Consider the following 16,796-nt stretch of genomic DNA (forward strand, 5'->3'; position numbering starts at 1 on the left):
TTTCTCTCATTTAAAAAAACCTACTGATTTTTAGCCATCGTTACACATAGCTTTAAACAGGGTCAGTTAATAAGAATAAGCAATTATAATATTAGTAACGTAGTTAATATTGGTAACGTAGTTAAAGAAATTAGCGGGTAAGCGTAATGTTTACCCGCTGCTTATATTAGTCTTGAGTGACTATCTGCCAGTCGATACGATAATTAGTCACGACGCTGGTATACCCTTTTACTTTGAAAATATAGTCTCCAGCTTCTGTAACCGATAACTGTGCTGTTTCGGGGTTATCAAGTGTCGCAGAGCTTGCGAGGTCTTCTCCCTGACTGTTTGCTATTGAAAAATCAAGGTCTGCAAATGGTTGCCAACTTAAGACCGCAGTCACACCCATAACATTATCAGGTACTGAAACTAAATGCTCAATAATGCTATAGGCTGGGTCAACACCAAGCCCAGCAAGATCTAAACTTACTGATGGTCCCATTGTACCCTCAATACTTGGCATTAACTGTGTAGTAAATGACACACCGGGCTGGGTGACAATACCGTCAAATTCGAATCGATCTAATGCGACTTGTCCTGATATAGTGCGCACTTCAAGTGTATGTGCTGAGTCGTCTAATTGGTTAATTGCCACGGTAATGGCTTCGCCTTTTTCACCACTGACGCTCAACGATTCATACTCGACTCCATCCACTAATATACTGACCTCTCCTTGGTTAGTTGCCGCAAAGTGTATTTTCGCACGCTCACCTTTAAAGCCAACATAAGCAATATTTCCAGGCCCTTTTGCTTTTGCCAGTGTGCCGTTATAAGCACTGCTATCCGTTGTTTCTGACCACTTGCCGGCAAAGTAAACTTTATCAGCAGTGTTGTCTGCTTGCTGCCAAGCACCTTGACTCGAAAATTCAGTGTCTCCAGCTAAAAACTGGCGCATATTACCTTCAGTTTGTAATGCAAGCTCAACTGCTTTTTTCACATTAATATGACCCGCCCCTACTTCGTGCGGTAAGTACTGTCGCCCTGTTTCATCAAACATGTCATCGGCACTGGCTTTTAAAATTTCGTCAATTTGATCAGGCGATAAATGCGGGTTTGCTTCAAGCAGCACAGTCGCAGCACCTGCAACAAAAGGGGTTGCCATCGACGTGCCACTCATCGTCGCATAGTAAACATAATAATCAGGGTTATCTAAATCGATGACCGGTCCTAAAGCGGGCAAAGGGGTATTGAGTGCTCGCGTCGAATATATGCTTGAGCCAGGTGCTGTAATGTCGGGTGTTTTAATCGCATCACCTGGCACACCACGGCTAGAAAAATCAGCCAGCATTCTATTCGGCGTGCCTGCTGCGACGTCAATAACCCAAGGAGCGACGGCATACACATTGAGGGTATCATCACCGTCGCCATCGTTACCCGCAGCAAAAGTGACAATCATGCCGCGTTTGTATGCTTCGAATGATGCTTTGTTTACAGGGTTATTAGGGTCGAAGTTACTTCCTGCTCCCCCTCCCCAACTATTCGTAATAACATCAATATCGTATTTGTGCTGGTTAGCTAATGCATAATCAAAGCCTTTTAAAGAATGTAAAATTGAAATGGCTTCACCAGCAGAAATACCGACAATCTTTGCATCTGGGGCAATGCCATCATGCAAATTAGCACGTGTAGGATCATTCGCAGAATCAGTGCCACTGCCCGCAACAGTGCCAGCAACATGGGTGCCATGTCCTGATGATGTATCGGTGTTTGGTAACCCTTCGATATCGGCGGTCAAACCGTATAAATCAAGATCGTTTATTAGTTTTACATTTTGAATGGTTTTATCACCGTAAGCTAAATCGGGATGTGTCGCATCGACTCCTGAATCGAGTACAGCCACAACGCCACCTTTGCCTGTAAATAAATAGTTATCATGTACAAAATGACCGCCAGTGATCTCACCCGAGTTATAGTTGTAATAGCGCAGTGGCGCATCATAATAAATACTTTCAATGGCAGGGTTATTTTGTAACTGTGTGACGAGTGAAGGAGTCAGCGTAGCGCCAACCATGGGTAATTCTTTTAAGGCTAAGTACGGCACACCGAGTGACTGCATTACATTATAAACCTGCTGTTTATCTTTAAAGCTTATAATGACTTTGATACTTGGTTCAGTAAGGCTTTGAGTTAGGCTTGTTGTTGATAATTTTTCTGCTAATTCTGGGCCTAGTAAGGCTTGTGCTTGAGTGGCAAAGCTGCCAACCATGCCAAGACCGATGAGTATACTAGAAAGTTTAGTTCGCATTGGTTTATCTCCTGGATTAGTTTGTTACTTTTTTGTAACTACAGAACATATACTCGCAGCGAGTGACACTCACCGATATAGGGGAAAACCCTCATAAGGCTTTAGGAATAGCCCCTGCGTACGCAATCAATATTTTACAAGCACAAAAAAAGCAAGCCCGCAGGCTTGCTTTAGTATCTATACAAAATTATGAATGGGGAGTATTGCAGATAGCTTTTACACCTCTAGGTAATCCATAATTCCTTCTGCCGCATTGCGACCTTCAAAAATAGCCGTTACCACCAAATCTGAGCCGCGAACAATATCGCCACCAGCGAAGATTTTAGGGTTCGTTGTCTGATGGGTAAATTCACCTTGTTCAGGTGCATTAATACCACCCCAATGGTTAATTTCAACGCCATATGGTTCAAGCCAATCCATTTTGTGCGGTTTAAAACCAAATGCCATTAACACTTTAGTGGCTTCTATCACATGCTCTGAACCAGCCACTTCTTCAGCACGACGGCGGCCATTTTCATCTGGTTCACCCAGTTGCGTTTTGACCATTCTTACGCCTGCAACTTTACCTTGCTCGTCAACTACAATGCCTTTAGGTTGCACGTTAAAAGTAAACTCAACCCCTTCTTCGCGGGCATTTTTAACTTCACGTTTAGAGCCTGGCATGTTTTCTTCATCACGGCGATAAGCACATGTTACTTTGCTTGCACCTTGGCGAATTGACGTTCTTACGCAGTCCATTGCGGTGTCACCCCCGCCCAATACAACCACTTTTTCGTTGGCCATATCAATATAAGCTTGCTTGTCTTCAGCGTAGCCCATAACACGATTTGTGTTACCAATTAAGAACGGTAAAGCATCATGTACGCCATCGGCATCTTCATTTTCAAATCCTGCGCGCATACTTTGATAGGTCCCTACGCCTAAAAAGACTGCATCATATTCAGCAAGAATTTCATCTAGGGTAATATCAACACCGACTTCCGTGTTTAGTTTAAACTCAACCCCCATTTCAGTGAAAATTTCACGACGCTTCTGCATCACTTCTTTTTCAAGCTTAAATGAAGGAATACCGAAAGTAAGTAACCCCCCTATCTCAGGGTGACGGTCAAATACCACCGGTTTAACACCATTACGCACTAGAATATCAGCACAACCTAACCCGGCTGGACCTGCACCAATAATCGCCACTTTTTTATCAGACCAAACCACATAAGACATATCTGGTTTCCAGCCCATTTTAAAAGCAGTGTCTGTAATATATTTTTCAATATTACCAATTGTTACAGCACCAAACTCTTCGTCAAGTGTACATGAGCCTTCGCATAAGCGGTCTTGTGGACACACTCGACCGCAGACCTCAGGTAAACTATTTGTACGATGTGACAGCTCAGCCGCTTCTAATATACGGCCTGTACGAATTAGCTTTAACCATTGCGGTATATAGTTATGTACTGGGCATTTCCACTCACAATACGGGTTACCACAATCTAAGCAACGGTCCGCTTGTGAATTTACTTGCGTCTCAGAAAACGGCTCGTAAATTTCCACGAATGATTGTTTACGTGCCGAAATCGGTTTTTTACGCGGGTCAACACGTTGTACATCGATAAACTGGTATACATTTTCGCTCATACTACCCCCTTACTGAGCCTGAACACGAAGCTCTGCACTACTGCGTGCTCGGTGTCCGAGTAAACTTTTTACATCACTTGATTTTGGCTTCACCAATTTAAACATCGGAATGTATAAATCAAAGTTCGCTAAAATCTGCTCAGCGCGGTTAGACCCCGTTAGCTCTAAATGCTCTGCAATAAGACCACGAAGATGCTCTTGATGAGACGCTAAATCTTCCAGCGTAACAATTTCAACAAGCTCAGGGTTAATGCGTTTTTCAAAGTCATTGCTTTCATCAAGAATATAAGCAAAACCGCCCGTCATCCCCGCACCAAAGTTAATACCGACTTTGCCAAGGACACACACAACACCGCCTGTCATGTATTCACAGCCGTTATCGCCCACACCTTCTACAACCGCTTGCACACCTGAGTTACGAACAGCAAAACGCTCACCCGCACATCCTGCTGCAAACAATTTGCCGCCAGTAGCACCGTACAAGCACGTATTACCTGCTATGGTTGCTTTGTGGCTTTCAAATGATGATCCCATCGGTGGGCGAATGACAAGTTTGCCCCCCGCCATGCCTTTACCAACATAATCGTTAGCGTCACCCACCAACGTCATTTCTAGGCCTCCAGCATTCCATACACCAAACGACTGACCTGCAGTGCCGTGTAACTCTATAGATACAGGATCGGCAGCCATACCTTGGTTACCGTGCTTAGATGCAATGTATCCTGATAGCATCGCCCCCACAGAGCGGTCTGTATTACACACGCGGCTCACTAATGAAATACCCGATTTTTCATCAATCGCTTGCTTGGCTTTATCAAGCAAGGTTTCATTAAGCTGACCTAAATAGTGCGAGCTGTTTGGCGCACTGCAATACAAGGTTTCACCGGTTGGGTTGTTCGGCACAGCCACAACTGACGATAAATCAATTTTCTTTTGCTTCGGCGTTTTGCCTTCAATCGCCTCAAGTAAATCTAAGCGACCAATTAAATCGGTTAAATGGGTTACCCCTAAGCTTGCCATGATTAGACGCGCTTCTTGTGCAATAAACTTAAAGTAGTTCATCGCCATTTCTGGTAAGCCATGGTAGTGCTTCTGACGAAGTGTATCGTCCTGCGTTGCTACACCAGTCGCACAGTTATTCAAATGACATATACGTAAGTATTTACAACCCAGTGCCACCATAGGACCCGTACCAAAGCCAAAGCTTTCAGCACCTAAAATAGCGGCTTTAATAATATCGAGACCGGTTTTCAAACCACCATCCGTTTGTAATCTAATACGGTGGCGTAAGCCATTTTCAACCAAAGCTTGTTGTGTCTCAGCTAGGCCCAACTCCCAAGGACTGCCTGCATATTTAACAGAAGTAAGCGGGCTTGCACCTGTACCACCGTCATAACCCGCAATCGTAATGAGGTCTGCATAGGCTTTTGCTACACCCGTTGCAATCGTACCGACACCGGGTTCAGACACTAATTTCACTGAAATTAGAGCTTCAGGATTCACTTGTTTCAAATCAAAAATTAGCTGGGCTAAATCTTCAATAGAGTAAATATCATGATGCGGTGGCGGTGAAATCAACGTTACACCCGGTACTGAGTAACGCAGTTTAGCGATATAAGGCGTTACTTTTTCACCCGGTAACTGACCTCCTTCACCGGGCTTTGCACCTTGTGCTACTTTAATTTGAATCACATCAGCACTGCGTAAATAATGCGGTGTTACACCAAATCGGCCTGAGGCGACCTGTTTAATACGTGAATTTTTCTCGGTGCCATAGCGAAGTTTATCTTCACCCCCTTCACCTGAGTTAGAACACCCACCTAAGCGGTTCATGGCAATAGCCAATGCTTCATGTGCTTCAGGTGATAGTGCACCAATACTCATTGCCGCCGAGTCAAAACGCTTATACAGCTCTGTTGCTGGTTCAACATCATCGATACTGATTCCGGCATCAGGAATTTTAAGCGCCAACATGTCACGTAAATTTGTGATTGGGCGGTTATTAACTAAATCAGCGTAAGCAACGTAATCACTGTACTCACCCGAGCGCACTGCTTTTTGCAGAGTTTGGATCACATCAGGGTTGTAAGCATGATATTCACCACCGTGAACATACTTTAATAAACCACCATGGCTTAATAACTTGCGCTTACTAAATGCGAGCTTATGAAGCTTACGTTGATCATCATCAAAGTCAGTAAAACACGCACCTTTAATACGGCTTGCTACACCATTGAAACAGGTTTCAATAACCGCTTCTGACAAACCAACCGCTTCAAACAGCATCGAGCAACGATATGAGGCAACTGTACTGATCCCCATTTTCGACATGATTTTGTAAAGGCCTTTGTTGATCGCATTACGATACGCCAACGTGACTTCACAATAGCTCTTGTTGATAATTTTTTTATCGCTCATTGCAACCAGCGATTCATAGGCCAAATAAGGGTAAATCGCCGTCGCACCAAAGCCTAATAACACAGCAAATTGATGAGCATCTCGCACGCTACCTGATTCAATAATGATGTTTGATTCACAACGTAAGTTATTATCAACTAATCGTTTTTGAATTGATCCTACCGCCATTGCAGCAGGAATGGGTAGGTGCGTTTCACTAAAGTTACGGTCACTCAAGACTAACATCACACACCCTGATGCGGCTTTTTCTTGCGCTTCGTCACAAATACGTGTGATCGCTTTTTCAAGGCCTTCTTCGGCTGTGTAAGTAATATCGATTTTGCAGTAGCTGTAATGCGCTTGGTCAGCACTTAACAGCTGTTTCATGTCTGCGTACATCAAAATCGGTGTTTCAAATTGCAGACGTTTCGCATGACCCGTGGTTTCATTGAACACGTTTTGCTCACTACCAATACACGTGGCAAGTGACATAACATGATTCTCACGCAGAGGATCAATCGGTGGATTGGTTACTTGTGCAAACTTTTGGCGGAAGTAATCAAATAATGAACGGTGCCCTTCAGACAGCACGGCAAATGGGGTGTCATCACCCATTGAGCCCGTTGCTTCTTGACCGTTTTCGCCCATGACACGAACAACACTGTCGAGTTCTTCGTTAGTAAAGCCAAACATTTTTTGATATTTCAGCAGTGTTTCGTCATCAAACGAGCGATTACCTGCATCTTTTTCAGCCAGTTTTTCGAACGGAGTCAAACGCTTAACGTTAGCTTCTAGCCACGCTTTATACGGGTGACGTGATTTAAGATCTTGGTCAATTTCGTCAGAGTGCCAAATTTTACCTTGGTGAGTATCAATTACTAATAATTCACCCGGACCAACTCGTCCTTTTTCAACCACTTCGTCTGGCGCGTAATCCCAAATACCCACCTCAGAAGCAAGCGTAATAAATCCATCTTGCGTAATGACATAACGCGCTGGACGAAGGCCATTTCGGTCAAGGTTACAGGCCGCAAAACGACCATCAGACATAACAATACCAGCAGGGCCATCCCATGGTTCCATATGCATAGAGTTAAAGTCGTAGAAAGCACGTAAATCGTCATCCATGGCTCGGTTTTTCTGCCATGCAGGCGGAACAAGCATACGCATCGCACGGAATAAATCCATACCACCCGCTAAGAACAATTCAAGCATGTTATCTAAGCTTGATGAATCAGAGCCACTTTCGTTGACAAATGGGGCTGCTGATTGCAAATCAGGGATCAGTGGAGATGCAAATTTATAAGCACGGGCACGTGCCCACTGGCGGTTACCTTGAATGGTATTAATTTCGCCGTTGTGCGCTAAATAGCGGAACGGCTGCGCCAATGGCCAACGAGGTTGCGTATTGGTAGAAAAACGCTGATGAAATACACAAATCGCACTCGTCATGCGCATGTCAGCTAAATCGAGGTAAAAGTTCGGTAAATCCACAGGCATCATCAAGCCTTTGTAAACCGTTACCAAGCCAGACAAGCTCGCAATATAGAAATGCTCATCATTTTCTAGGCGCTTTTCTGCACGGCGACGCGCAACATACAAACGACGCTCTAAATCTTTTGGACGCCAGCCCTCAGGTGCGCTGACAAAAATTTGTTCAAAGCCAGGTAGTTGTTTTTTTGCAATTGGCCCTAAACAAGATGCGTCTGTCGGAACGACTCGCCATCCTTGGATATTTAAGGTTTCTTTTTCGAGCTCTTCACTCAAAACATCTTTAGCAGTCTGTGCAAGCACGGGATCGGCATTTAAAAACACCATGCCGACTGCGTAGTTCTTCCCTAAATGCCAATCGTGTTCACTGGCAATTGCACGAAAGAAACTATCGGGTTTTTGCATTAATAAACCACAGCCATCACCTGTTTTACCATCAGCAGAAATACCACCACGGTGTTCCATGCGATCTAGGCCTGTGATTGCGGTTCGAATCAAGCGATGACTCGCCTGACCATTGACCTGGGCGATTAAGCCAAAGCCACAATTATCTTTTTCTAATTTTGAGTCGTATAACATAGACCCCTCCCCTTGCTACAACGACTAGCGGTTCAGTCTTTTGTGACAGTGCTAGCAGACGAACAAAACTATCGCCAAATAAACCATGAGTCAATAGAGTTTTGAATACATATTCATATTTATGAATATTTCTCACTTGAGGACGCACTTTAAAGTCTATGCTATTTTTTTACATTTAGACGCTATTTAACCATTATTTTTTTATGACACTGGTGTCAATTTTAACAGTTTGTAAAAAACCATCCTGAAAACGGATAGTTTACGTTAACGTAAACTGACAACCCATTTTGCATAAATATTCAAATCATGCATAGTAATGCAGTTATTTTGCGCTCTCTCAGCTGTTAGCTGCTTAAATATTTACCAATACATTAAGCTTAGTTACAAATAGCACTTTTTAGCAGCCGACCTTAGTCTTACTTACCTTTAGGTGTTTACCTCTGCGTCAACCAATGCACTTTAAAAAGTGTCCGCTGCGGACACTTTTTCTGTCCGCGGACAGAATAAAAACCTCAAATAAAAATAAAAACATTAAAAATCAATGAGTTAAATATTGGCACACTATTGGTATAGATAGGACATTATCGAATTAGAGGATCGAAACATGTTCACTATGAGTTTGTTTATGACATCACCACTTACCATGATTGCCATTGGCTTCATGATTATATTTTTTGAGAATCGTAAGGAAGTATGATGATTAAAGATACCAGTGCCCAAGATATAACCGTGGCTAAAAAAAGAAACATTAAAAAACCACTGTTGTTCACTGTGAGTGTTCTTATTGTGAGTGCCCTTGGCTTTCAAGCACTCTTTGCGAGCAACGATGGGAGTGTGTCTGTTGATAAAGCCAGCTTACAAATAAGTGAAGTGACTCAGCAAACCTTAATTAGAGATGTGGCAGCAAGCGGGAAAATTGTCGCGGCTAATGCACCTAAAGTTTACAGCCCCGAGCGCGGCTTTGTCGATCTTAACGTAAAGGCTGGCGACAGTGTTGAAGCAAACGAAATTATTGCTGTGGTTAAAAGCCCAGAGCTTACCAATGAATTAAAACAACAACAATCTGTGTTGGCGCGTTTAGATGGTGAATTACAACGAAAGCAACTTGAAGCACGTAGACAAAAATTAAGCTTAACAAAAGCACTTGATTTGGCACAGGTAGAGCTAAATGCCGCTGATAGAGAAAACCGCCGTGCGCAATTATCTATCGAGAAGCACCTTATAAGTCAGATCGATTTAGAAAAAGCCGTAGACGATTTAGCCCGCGCGAAACTCTCCTTCAAGCATGCAGAACAAGAAGTCAGCCTTGCTAAAGACACACTGGCATTCGAGCTAAAAGCTGCAGAGCGAGACCTTGCTCGTCAACAACTCATTGTGGATGACTTATTACGCCAAGTTAATGAGTTAACAATTAAAGCCAGCGTCAGTGGCATTGTAGGTAATTTACTCGTGCAACCTAAAGAAGCGGTTACACAAAGCCAACCATTAATGACACTGGTTGACTTAAGTAATTTTGAAGCACAGTTGCAAGTACCTGAAAGCTATGCCAATGAGCTAGGCCTTGGCATGCAAGTAGAATTAACTCTCGGTGCCCGCCAAGTCATGGGGACATTATCAGCAATCTCGCCGGAGGTGAATAACCGTGAAGTCACAACACGTGTTCGCTTCGATAAAGAAATTACCGGCATTCGCCAAAATCAACGTTTAACCGCACGCATTCTTTTGGAGAACCGCGACAATGTTTTACAAGTTAAGCGTGGTGCGTTTTTACAACAAGGCGGTACCCGCGCCTATAAAGTAGACGGCGACATGGCCTATTTAATCGATATAAAAACAGGTGCTAGCAGTATCAATGCCGTTGAACTGTTAGAAGGGGTAAAACCAGGCGACAAGCTAATCATCTCTAACTACGACCGTTATAAACAAGCACCGACTCTCGTATTACGCTAACAGCAACAAGGAATAATTATTATGCTTACAATGAACAACATCAGCAAAGTGTATCAAACAGACATGGTACAAACTCATGCATTACGTGATTTCAATCTCCATGTAGAAGAAGGTGAATTTATTGCTGTTACTGGCCCGAGTGGTTCAGGCAAAACGACCTTTTTAAATATTGCCGGTATGCTAGAACCGTTTTCAGAAGGCCAGTATCTTTTAGATGGTATTGATGTAGGTGGTCTAAACGATAATCAGCGTGCTGATTTACGGAACCAAAAAATAGGCTTTATCTTCCAGGGGTTTAATCTGATACCTGATTTAAATCTATACGAAAATATTGAAGTACCTTTGCGATATCGAGGAATTAAAGCTGCTGAGCGTAAACGTCGTATTGAACAATGTTTAGAGCAAGTAGGTTTAGCGTCACGTGCTAAGCATTTACCGCAACAACTTTCAGGTGGGCAACAGCAACGCGTGGCCATTGCCAGAGCACTTGCGGGTGAACCCCGTTTTTTACTTGCCGATGAGCCAACGGGTAATCTAGACAGCTTAATGGCGCGCCAAGTAATGGAATTGCTCGAACAAATTAATCGTGATGGCGCCACCATTGTCATGGTTACTCACGACCCTGAACTTGCCCGAAGAGCCCCGCGAAATATCCAAGTGGTGGACGGTCAACTTGCCGATTTCACGCTTTACCAAGGCACGCAAAACCTCAAAGCGGCAGGAGTATAGTTATGTTCCTTCATTATCTAGATTTAAGTTGGCGAAGCTTTAAGCGCACGCCCTTAGTGAGTTTTTTAATGGTATTAGCGATTGCCATTGGCATTGGTGTAACGATGACGAGCTTGTCGGTGTATCACATGATGTCTGCCGATCCGATCCCGCAAAAGAGTAGCCAACTATACAGTGTGCAATTGCAAATAATGGACGAGGGTTCAACTTGGTGGACAAAAGATAATTTACCAATGCAATTAACCTATCAAGACGCGGTTAATTTAAATAAGGCAGAAGCCGGCGGTAAGCGCGTCACGATGGTGCGCACTGGGTTTTCAGTTTATTTAGACTCCGATACCGTAAAACCATTTATTGGTCAGGCGCGTTTAACAACCCCCGACTTCTTCGACATGTTTAACTTATCATTTTTATACGGTGGCGTGTGGAGTCAGCAACAAGAAGCAACTGCTGCACCTGTAGTCGTTATCAGTAAAAAGCTCAACGACAAACTATTTGCAGGAGAAAACTCAGTTGGCAAAATTATCTACCTTGATGATGCCAGCTATGAAGTGGTTGGGGTTATGGATGACTGGAATATTACGACCAAATATTACGATTTAAATAACGGCGCATTTAATAAAACCGAACAACTCTACCTGCCTTTTAGCTTATTAAAAGCACGTGAGCTTGAAAACTGGGGCAATACAAACGGCTGGAAGCACGAAAAAACCAATACGTTTAACGACAAGCTTAATTCTGAATTAGTTTGGCTGCAATTTTGGGTCGAACTAAAAACACCCGCAGAAAAGCAAGCGTATGAAGATTTCTTAATGGCTTATATGCAAGAACAGCAAAAGCGTGGTCGCTTTAACCGCGAAAAGCTTGAAGCGAAATTGCGTGATGTAAACGAGTGGATGGAATACAACAATGTGGTAAGTGAAGATAACGAAATTCTCGTTGGCCTAAGCTTTATGTTTTTAGCGGTATGTTTGGCAAATATTCTAGGCTTATTACTGGCTAAATTTCTTCGCCGTGCGCCAGAGGTTGGCGTACGCAGAGCTTTAGGCGCAAGCAAACGCCAAATTTTCTTTCAACACATTGTCGAAGTGGCCATGCTCGGGTTTTTAGGCGGTATTTTCGGGGTTATTTTAGCCCAAGTGGGACTTTTAGGTGTGCGCCAAAGCTACAGCTACTATCAAAGCTTAGCCACCATGGATTTAACCATGTTACTTAGCGCCCCTGTAATAGCAATTAGCACCTGTGTAATCGCAGGTCTTTACCCTGCGTGGCTGGTGTGTAAAACCAACCCTGCTATTTACCTTAAGAGCCAATAAGGAACTGTGTTATGTTAGAAATTAAACCTATATTTCATGCCTTATGCCGCTCAAAGGTTGGGGCTATTCTGTTACTAATTCAAATTGCCATTACCACAGCAATCGTCAGTAACGCCGCGTTTATTATTCAAGATAGAATTAGCTATTTAAGTCAAGAAACAGGCTACCCAGAACAAAACATTTTTATTTTTAATGTGATGATGTTCGGACAAGACACCTCGCCAAGCCAACAATACGAGCTTGATGAAGCTATGTTACGTCAAATTCCTGGGGTGGTTGATGCTGCTTACTCTAGTACCACACCTCTTTCGGGCAGTGGTTCATCATCTGACTTTAGTTTAAAACCGGCCCCACAAGAGAGTAAATCAGCACGTAGCTCATATATGTTTATCGACGAGCACGGCATTAACACGTACGGTGTTAACTTAATTGCTGGGCGTAATTACAGCGAAGACGAAGTGATCGTAACAGAGAATTACGATGAGCTTTCGAAGGTCATCGTGGTGAGTAAAAGTCTATCTGATGAGCTTTTCCCTGATGGTAATGGCTTAGGTCAATCTATTTACTTTGGTGATATTCCTTTAAAAATTATTGGTATTGTCGATGTAATGAAAGGCCCATGGCTTAAAGATAGTCGCCCAGATAATGTGGCATTAATTCCGTTCATTAAAGCAGGTAGCAATGCACGCTTTGTCGTAAGAACAGAGCCTGGGCAACGCCAGTCTGTAATGAACCGTGTTGAAGAAGCCATGCTTAAAAACTACAACAAACGCGTTATCTCGCGCATTCGCGGCCTTGATGAAGACAAAGAGCAGTACATGGCTGAAGACACGCTTATGATGCGTATGTTAATTGTTTTAATCACAATTTTAGTGTTGGTCACTGCGCTGGGTATCTTTGGTCTTACACTCTTTAATATTAGTAAACGCACGAAACAAATTGGGACTCGCCGTGCTCTTGGAGCAAGAAAGTCCGCCATTATTAGCTACTTTTTAGTCGAAAATGCCATGATTTGCAGTGTAGGTTTAGTAATAGGCATGATAGCAGCGATGTATTTAGGCCAATTACTGATGCAACATTTCTCGATTGCTCAGTTAGATGTGCGTTATGTAATTGCCACTGCAAGCGCTGTGTTTATTATGAGTTTGCTTGCGGTTCTTGCGCCAGCCAAACGAGCTGCGAACATTTCACCCAGCATTGCAACACGCACCATTTAGTTCTCCCAAGCTATGCTACACTGGATTTACAGTGTAGCATTTATAAGTACACACTTAAGTTGGCTCTTGCACCGGACTTACTTAACATATTTAGGAAAACAGCAAAAAAATAATAATATGGAAAAAATACTTATTGTTGATGACAACCCCGCGATATTAGACGCCTTGTCATTATTATTAGAGATCCACAATTTTACCGTGGTTACTGCAAGCACCCCATTTGAAGCAATCCAAGCAGTACAATACCAGCGTATTTCATTAGTTATTCAAGATATGAACTTTACCGCCGACACCACCTCGGGTGAAGAAGGCAAGGCGCTGTTTTATGACTTACGCAATATAAACCCATTACTGCCTATTATCTTAATCACCGCATGGACCGAGCTTGCAACAGCTGTTGAGCTTGTAAAGGCGGGTGCCGCAGACTATTTACCAAAGCCGTGGGACGATACAAAACTGCTGACTTGTATCAATAATTTACTCGAACTTGGTAAAGCGAAACAACAAAATGAAACTTTCGCACGCCACCAGCAAGAACGCGAAGATTCTATTAAAACTGCCAACCTTGTCGGCCTTATTTATAAAAGCACAGCGATGGAGCATATTGTTAATCTTGCTATTCAGGTGGCAAAGTCAGACATATCAGTGCTTATCACTGGCCCAAATGGCAGTGGCAAAGAGCGCATAGCACAGATAATCCAAGCCAACTCTCTGCTTGCAGACCATCCTTTTATCACTGTTAACGCCGGTGCATTGCCAAATGAACTCATTGAAGCTGAATTGTTTGGCGCTGAAGCTGGCGCGTACACAGGTATCACCAAGCAACGCATTGGCCGTTTTGAAGCCGCCGATGGGGGCACATTATTTTTAGACGAAATAGGCAACCTACCGTTGTCCGGTCAAATGAAACTATTACGTATTCTGCAAACCGGTGAATTTGAGCGTTTAGGATCAACGCAAACTCGAAAAGTAAATGTGCGGGTTATATCAGCAACAAACGAAGATTTAACGCACGCGATTAAAGCGGGTCATTTTCGGGAAGACCTATATTATCGTCTCAATGTTATTGAGTTAAACCTGCCTAGCCTAGCTGACAGACCCGATGATATTCTTGCCCTAGTGGCACACTTTTTACCACATCGCAGTGTGTCTCTAAGCACCGAGAAAGCCCTGCTTGCCCATCCGTGGCCGGGTAATGTACGTGAACTTGAAAATGCGTGTAAACGGGCTGCCGTATTAAAACCAACTGGCAATATTGAACTTGCCGACTTTGGCTTAAACGTCGATACCACTAAAGCGACATCACCCAAAAGTGAACCGACAAAGCACGATATTGAACTGGCAATGCGCGAACACCAAGGGGTGATTGCTAAAGTTGCGCGACATTTTGGTCTTAGCCGACAAGCGCTGTATCGCAGACTCGATAAATTTAAGATAGATTACTAATGTTAAGAAATAAGATTATTCTATTGTGTGTTGTTGCAGCGGTAGTCCCTCTATTACTGGTAAGCTATTTTGCTGCTCTTCCTGGGTTATATACTTTGCTTGCAGTCATTGGTTGCGCCTTGCTAGCTGGCCTTTTGGCGTACCAGTTAAGCCGCCCTTTAGCTGACGGTATTGCGTCTCTTGAATCTGGATTGCTTAACTTTAAAGACGGTGAACTGGCCACCCTTTTGGCCTATGATAGCAAAGATGAACTGGGTGACTTATGCCGACTTTATAACCAAACAGCAAAGCAACTTCGCCAAGAAAAGCAATGGATATACCAGCGTGAATTAATGCTCGACAAAGTACTGCAAAGCTCTGAGCAAGCGGTGCTACTTATTAACGATCAAGGTTTTATTGTTTACAGTAATCACAGTGCTCGTAGCTTGTTTGAAGCAAAATCAGCTATCGAAGGACTTAAACTAGAAAATGTGATAAGTACCTGCTCTGAACAACTGACACGTGCTATCAACAAAGGGATTGATGGCTTATTTACCCTCGATAAAACGGAACAAGAATCACAAACTTGGCATATGGCAACGGGCCGCTTATTACTTAATAATCAATACCACCAACTGTATGTGTTCAAACAGCTCACACGGGAACTCAGCCGCCAAGAGGTTGAAGTATGGAAAAAAGTAATCCGTATCATCAGCCACGAACTCAATAATTCGCTGGGCCCAATGTCATCAATGCTCCACAGCGCACAGTTATTAACAAAAGAAGTCGACGAGCCACGTTTAAAACGCGTATTCACCACCATTGAAGACCGTATCAAACACCTTAATGAATTTGTTCAAGGCTATGGTAAATTTGCCAAATTACCCACTCCTCAGTTATCAGCGATTAACTGGCCATCAATCGTCGAGCAATTAAAAAGCCAATGGCAAGTCAATATTACTCTTGGCGATAACGTAAACACACAAGCCGATCATACTCAGCTTGAGCAACTGCTGATTAATTTATTAAAAAATGCGTACGAATCGGGTACTAAACCTGAAGACATCAGTCTGAGTATTCAACAAGAAATGGCCAGCACCCACATTACTGTGAGCGACAGAGGCAAAGGCATGAGCGAAACTGTAATGGCGAATGCACTGATCCCCTTTTACTCCACTAAATCGACAGGCAGTGGTTTAGGGCTAGCGCTGTGCCGAGAAATAGTTGAAGCACATCACGGGCAAATTAGCCTTCACAACCGCGAGCAAGGTGGCTTAAGTGTGCATGTGATTTTAGCGCAATAAAAAAGCCGCTTATGCGGCTTTCTCGGCAAACTAAGTAAGATTACTCAGCGTCTTGTTCTTTGTACTTTGCAGCTGTTTCTGTGATTAATGGTTGTAATTCACCACGTTGAAACATTTCGATGATAATGTCACAGCCACCAATTAATTCACCTTCAACCCAAAGTTGTGGGAATGTTGGCCAATTAGCGTAAGCAGGTAACTCTGCACGAATATCTGGATTAAGAAGAATGTCAACGTAAGCAAACGGTTCACCACACGCCATTAAAGCTTGTGATGCTTGAGAAGAAAAACCACAGTTAGGTAATTTTGGTGATCCTTTCATGTATAAAAGGATTGGGTTTTCAGAAATTTGCTGTTTAATTTTATCGATGGTTTCCATTTACAACCTCAAAAGACATTGACTTACTACACTGGCCTTGAAAAATATTCACTGTGGCCTCAGATATATAACTTAAAATGGACTATAACAGTC

The 16,796-nt window shown here is 43.1% G+C and carries 10 protein-coding genes; 6 read left to right on the plus strand and 4 right to left on the minus strand.

Annotated elements, in window-relative coordinates; genetic code table 11:
* Window positions 1-166: 166 nt before the first annotated feature.
* The 3 genes from LPA49_RS00675 to gltB form a co-directional block, all read right to left on the minus strand.
* Window positions 167-2,284 carry a S8 family serine peptidase gene (locus LPA49_RS00675; RefSeq protein ID WP_180310920.1) on the minus strand — a complete coding sequence of 706 codons (2,118 nt, stop codon included), beginning with the start codon at window positions 2,282-2,284 and terminating at the stop codon, window positions 167-169.
* A gap of 216 nt (window positions 2,285-2,500) precedes the next feature.
* Complete coding sequence (locus tag LPA49_RS00680) at window positions 2,501-3,916, minus strand: FAD-dependent oxidoreductase (RefSeq protein ID WP_065978706.1); 1,416 nt, start codon at window positions 3,914-3,916, stop codon at window positions 2,501-2,503.
* A gap of 9 nt (window positions 3,917-3,925) precedes the next feature.
* On the minus strand, window positions 3,926-8,383 hold the full coding sequence (gene gltB / locus LPA49_RS00685; protein WP_036967633.1) for a glutamate synthase large subunit: 4,458 nt from the start codon (window positions 8,381-8,383) through the stop codon (window positions 3,926-3,928).
* Between the two features lie 696 nt (window positions 8,384-9,079).
* Between gltB and LPA49_RS00690 the strand changes: the two genes are divergently transcribed.
* From LPA49_RS00690 to LPA49_RS00715, 6 genes are all read left to right on the plus strand, one after another.
* On the plus strand, window positions 9,080-10,333 hold the full coding sequence (locus tag LPA49_RS00690; RefSeq protein WP_074989286.1) for an efflux RND transporter periplasmic adaptor subunit: 1,254 nt from the start codon (window positions 9,080-9,082) through the stop codon (window positions 10,331-10,333).
* Window positions 10,334-10,354: 21 nt separating this feature from the next.
* Window positions 10,355-11,062, plus strand: coding sequence for an ABC transporter ATP-binding protein (locus tag LPA49_RS00695; RefSeq protein ID WP_036967628.1), 708 nt, complete (start codon window positions 10,355-10,357; stop codon window positions 11,060-11,062).
* A 2-nt stretch (window positions 11,063-11,064) separates the two neighbouring features.
* Complete coding sequence (locus LPA49_RS00700) at window positions 11,065-12,378, plus strand: ABC transporter permease (RefSeq protein ID WP_036967626.1); 1,314 nt, start codon at window positions 11,065-11,067, stop codon at window positions 12,376-12,378.
* An 11-nt stretch (window positions 12,379-12,389) separates the two neighbouring features.
* Window positions 12,390-13,595 carry an ABC transporter permease gene (locus LPA49_RS00705; RefSeq protein WP_180310921.1) on the plus strand — a complete coding sequence of 402 codons (1,206 nt, stop codon included), beginning with the start codon at window positions 12,390-12,392 and terminating at the stop codon, window positions 13,593-13,595.
* Window positions 13,596-13,712: 117 nt separating this feature from the next.
* On the plus strand, window positions 13,713-15,041 hold the full coding sequence (locus tag LPA49_RS00710; RefSeq protein WP_075594377.1) for a sigma-54 dependent transcriptional regulator: 1,329 nt from the start codon (window positions 13,713-13,715) through the stop codon (window positions 15,039-15,041).
* Complete coding sequence (locus LPA49_RS00715; protein ID WP_118844413.1) at window positions 15,041-16,324, plus strand: PAS domain-containing sensor histidine kinase; 1,284 nt, start codon at window positions 15,041-15,043, stop codon at window positions 16,322-16,324. The genes LPA49_RS00710 and LPA49_RS00715 overlap by 1 nt, the downstream gene beginning before the upstream one ends.
* Window positions 16,325-16,364: 40 nt before the next feature.
* Here the strand turns inward: LPA49_RS00715 and LPA49_RS00720 are convergent, their stop codons facing one another.
* Window positions 16,365-16,703, minus strand: coding sequence for a Grx4 family monothiol glutaredoxin (locus LPA49_RS00720; protein ID WP_036967616.1), 339 nt, complete (start codon window positions 16,701-16,703; stop codon window positions 16,365-16,367).
* Window positions 16,704-16,796 lie beyond the last annotated feature (93 nt).

It is taken from the genome of Pseudoalteromonas sp. MB41, assembly GCF_020966275.1.
GTDB lineage: Bacteria > Pseudomonadota > Gammaproteobacteria > Enterobacterales > Alteromonadaceae > Pseudoalteromonas > Pseudoalteromonas lipolytica.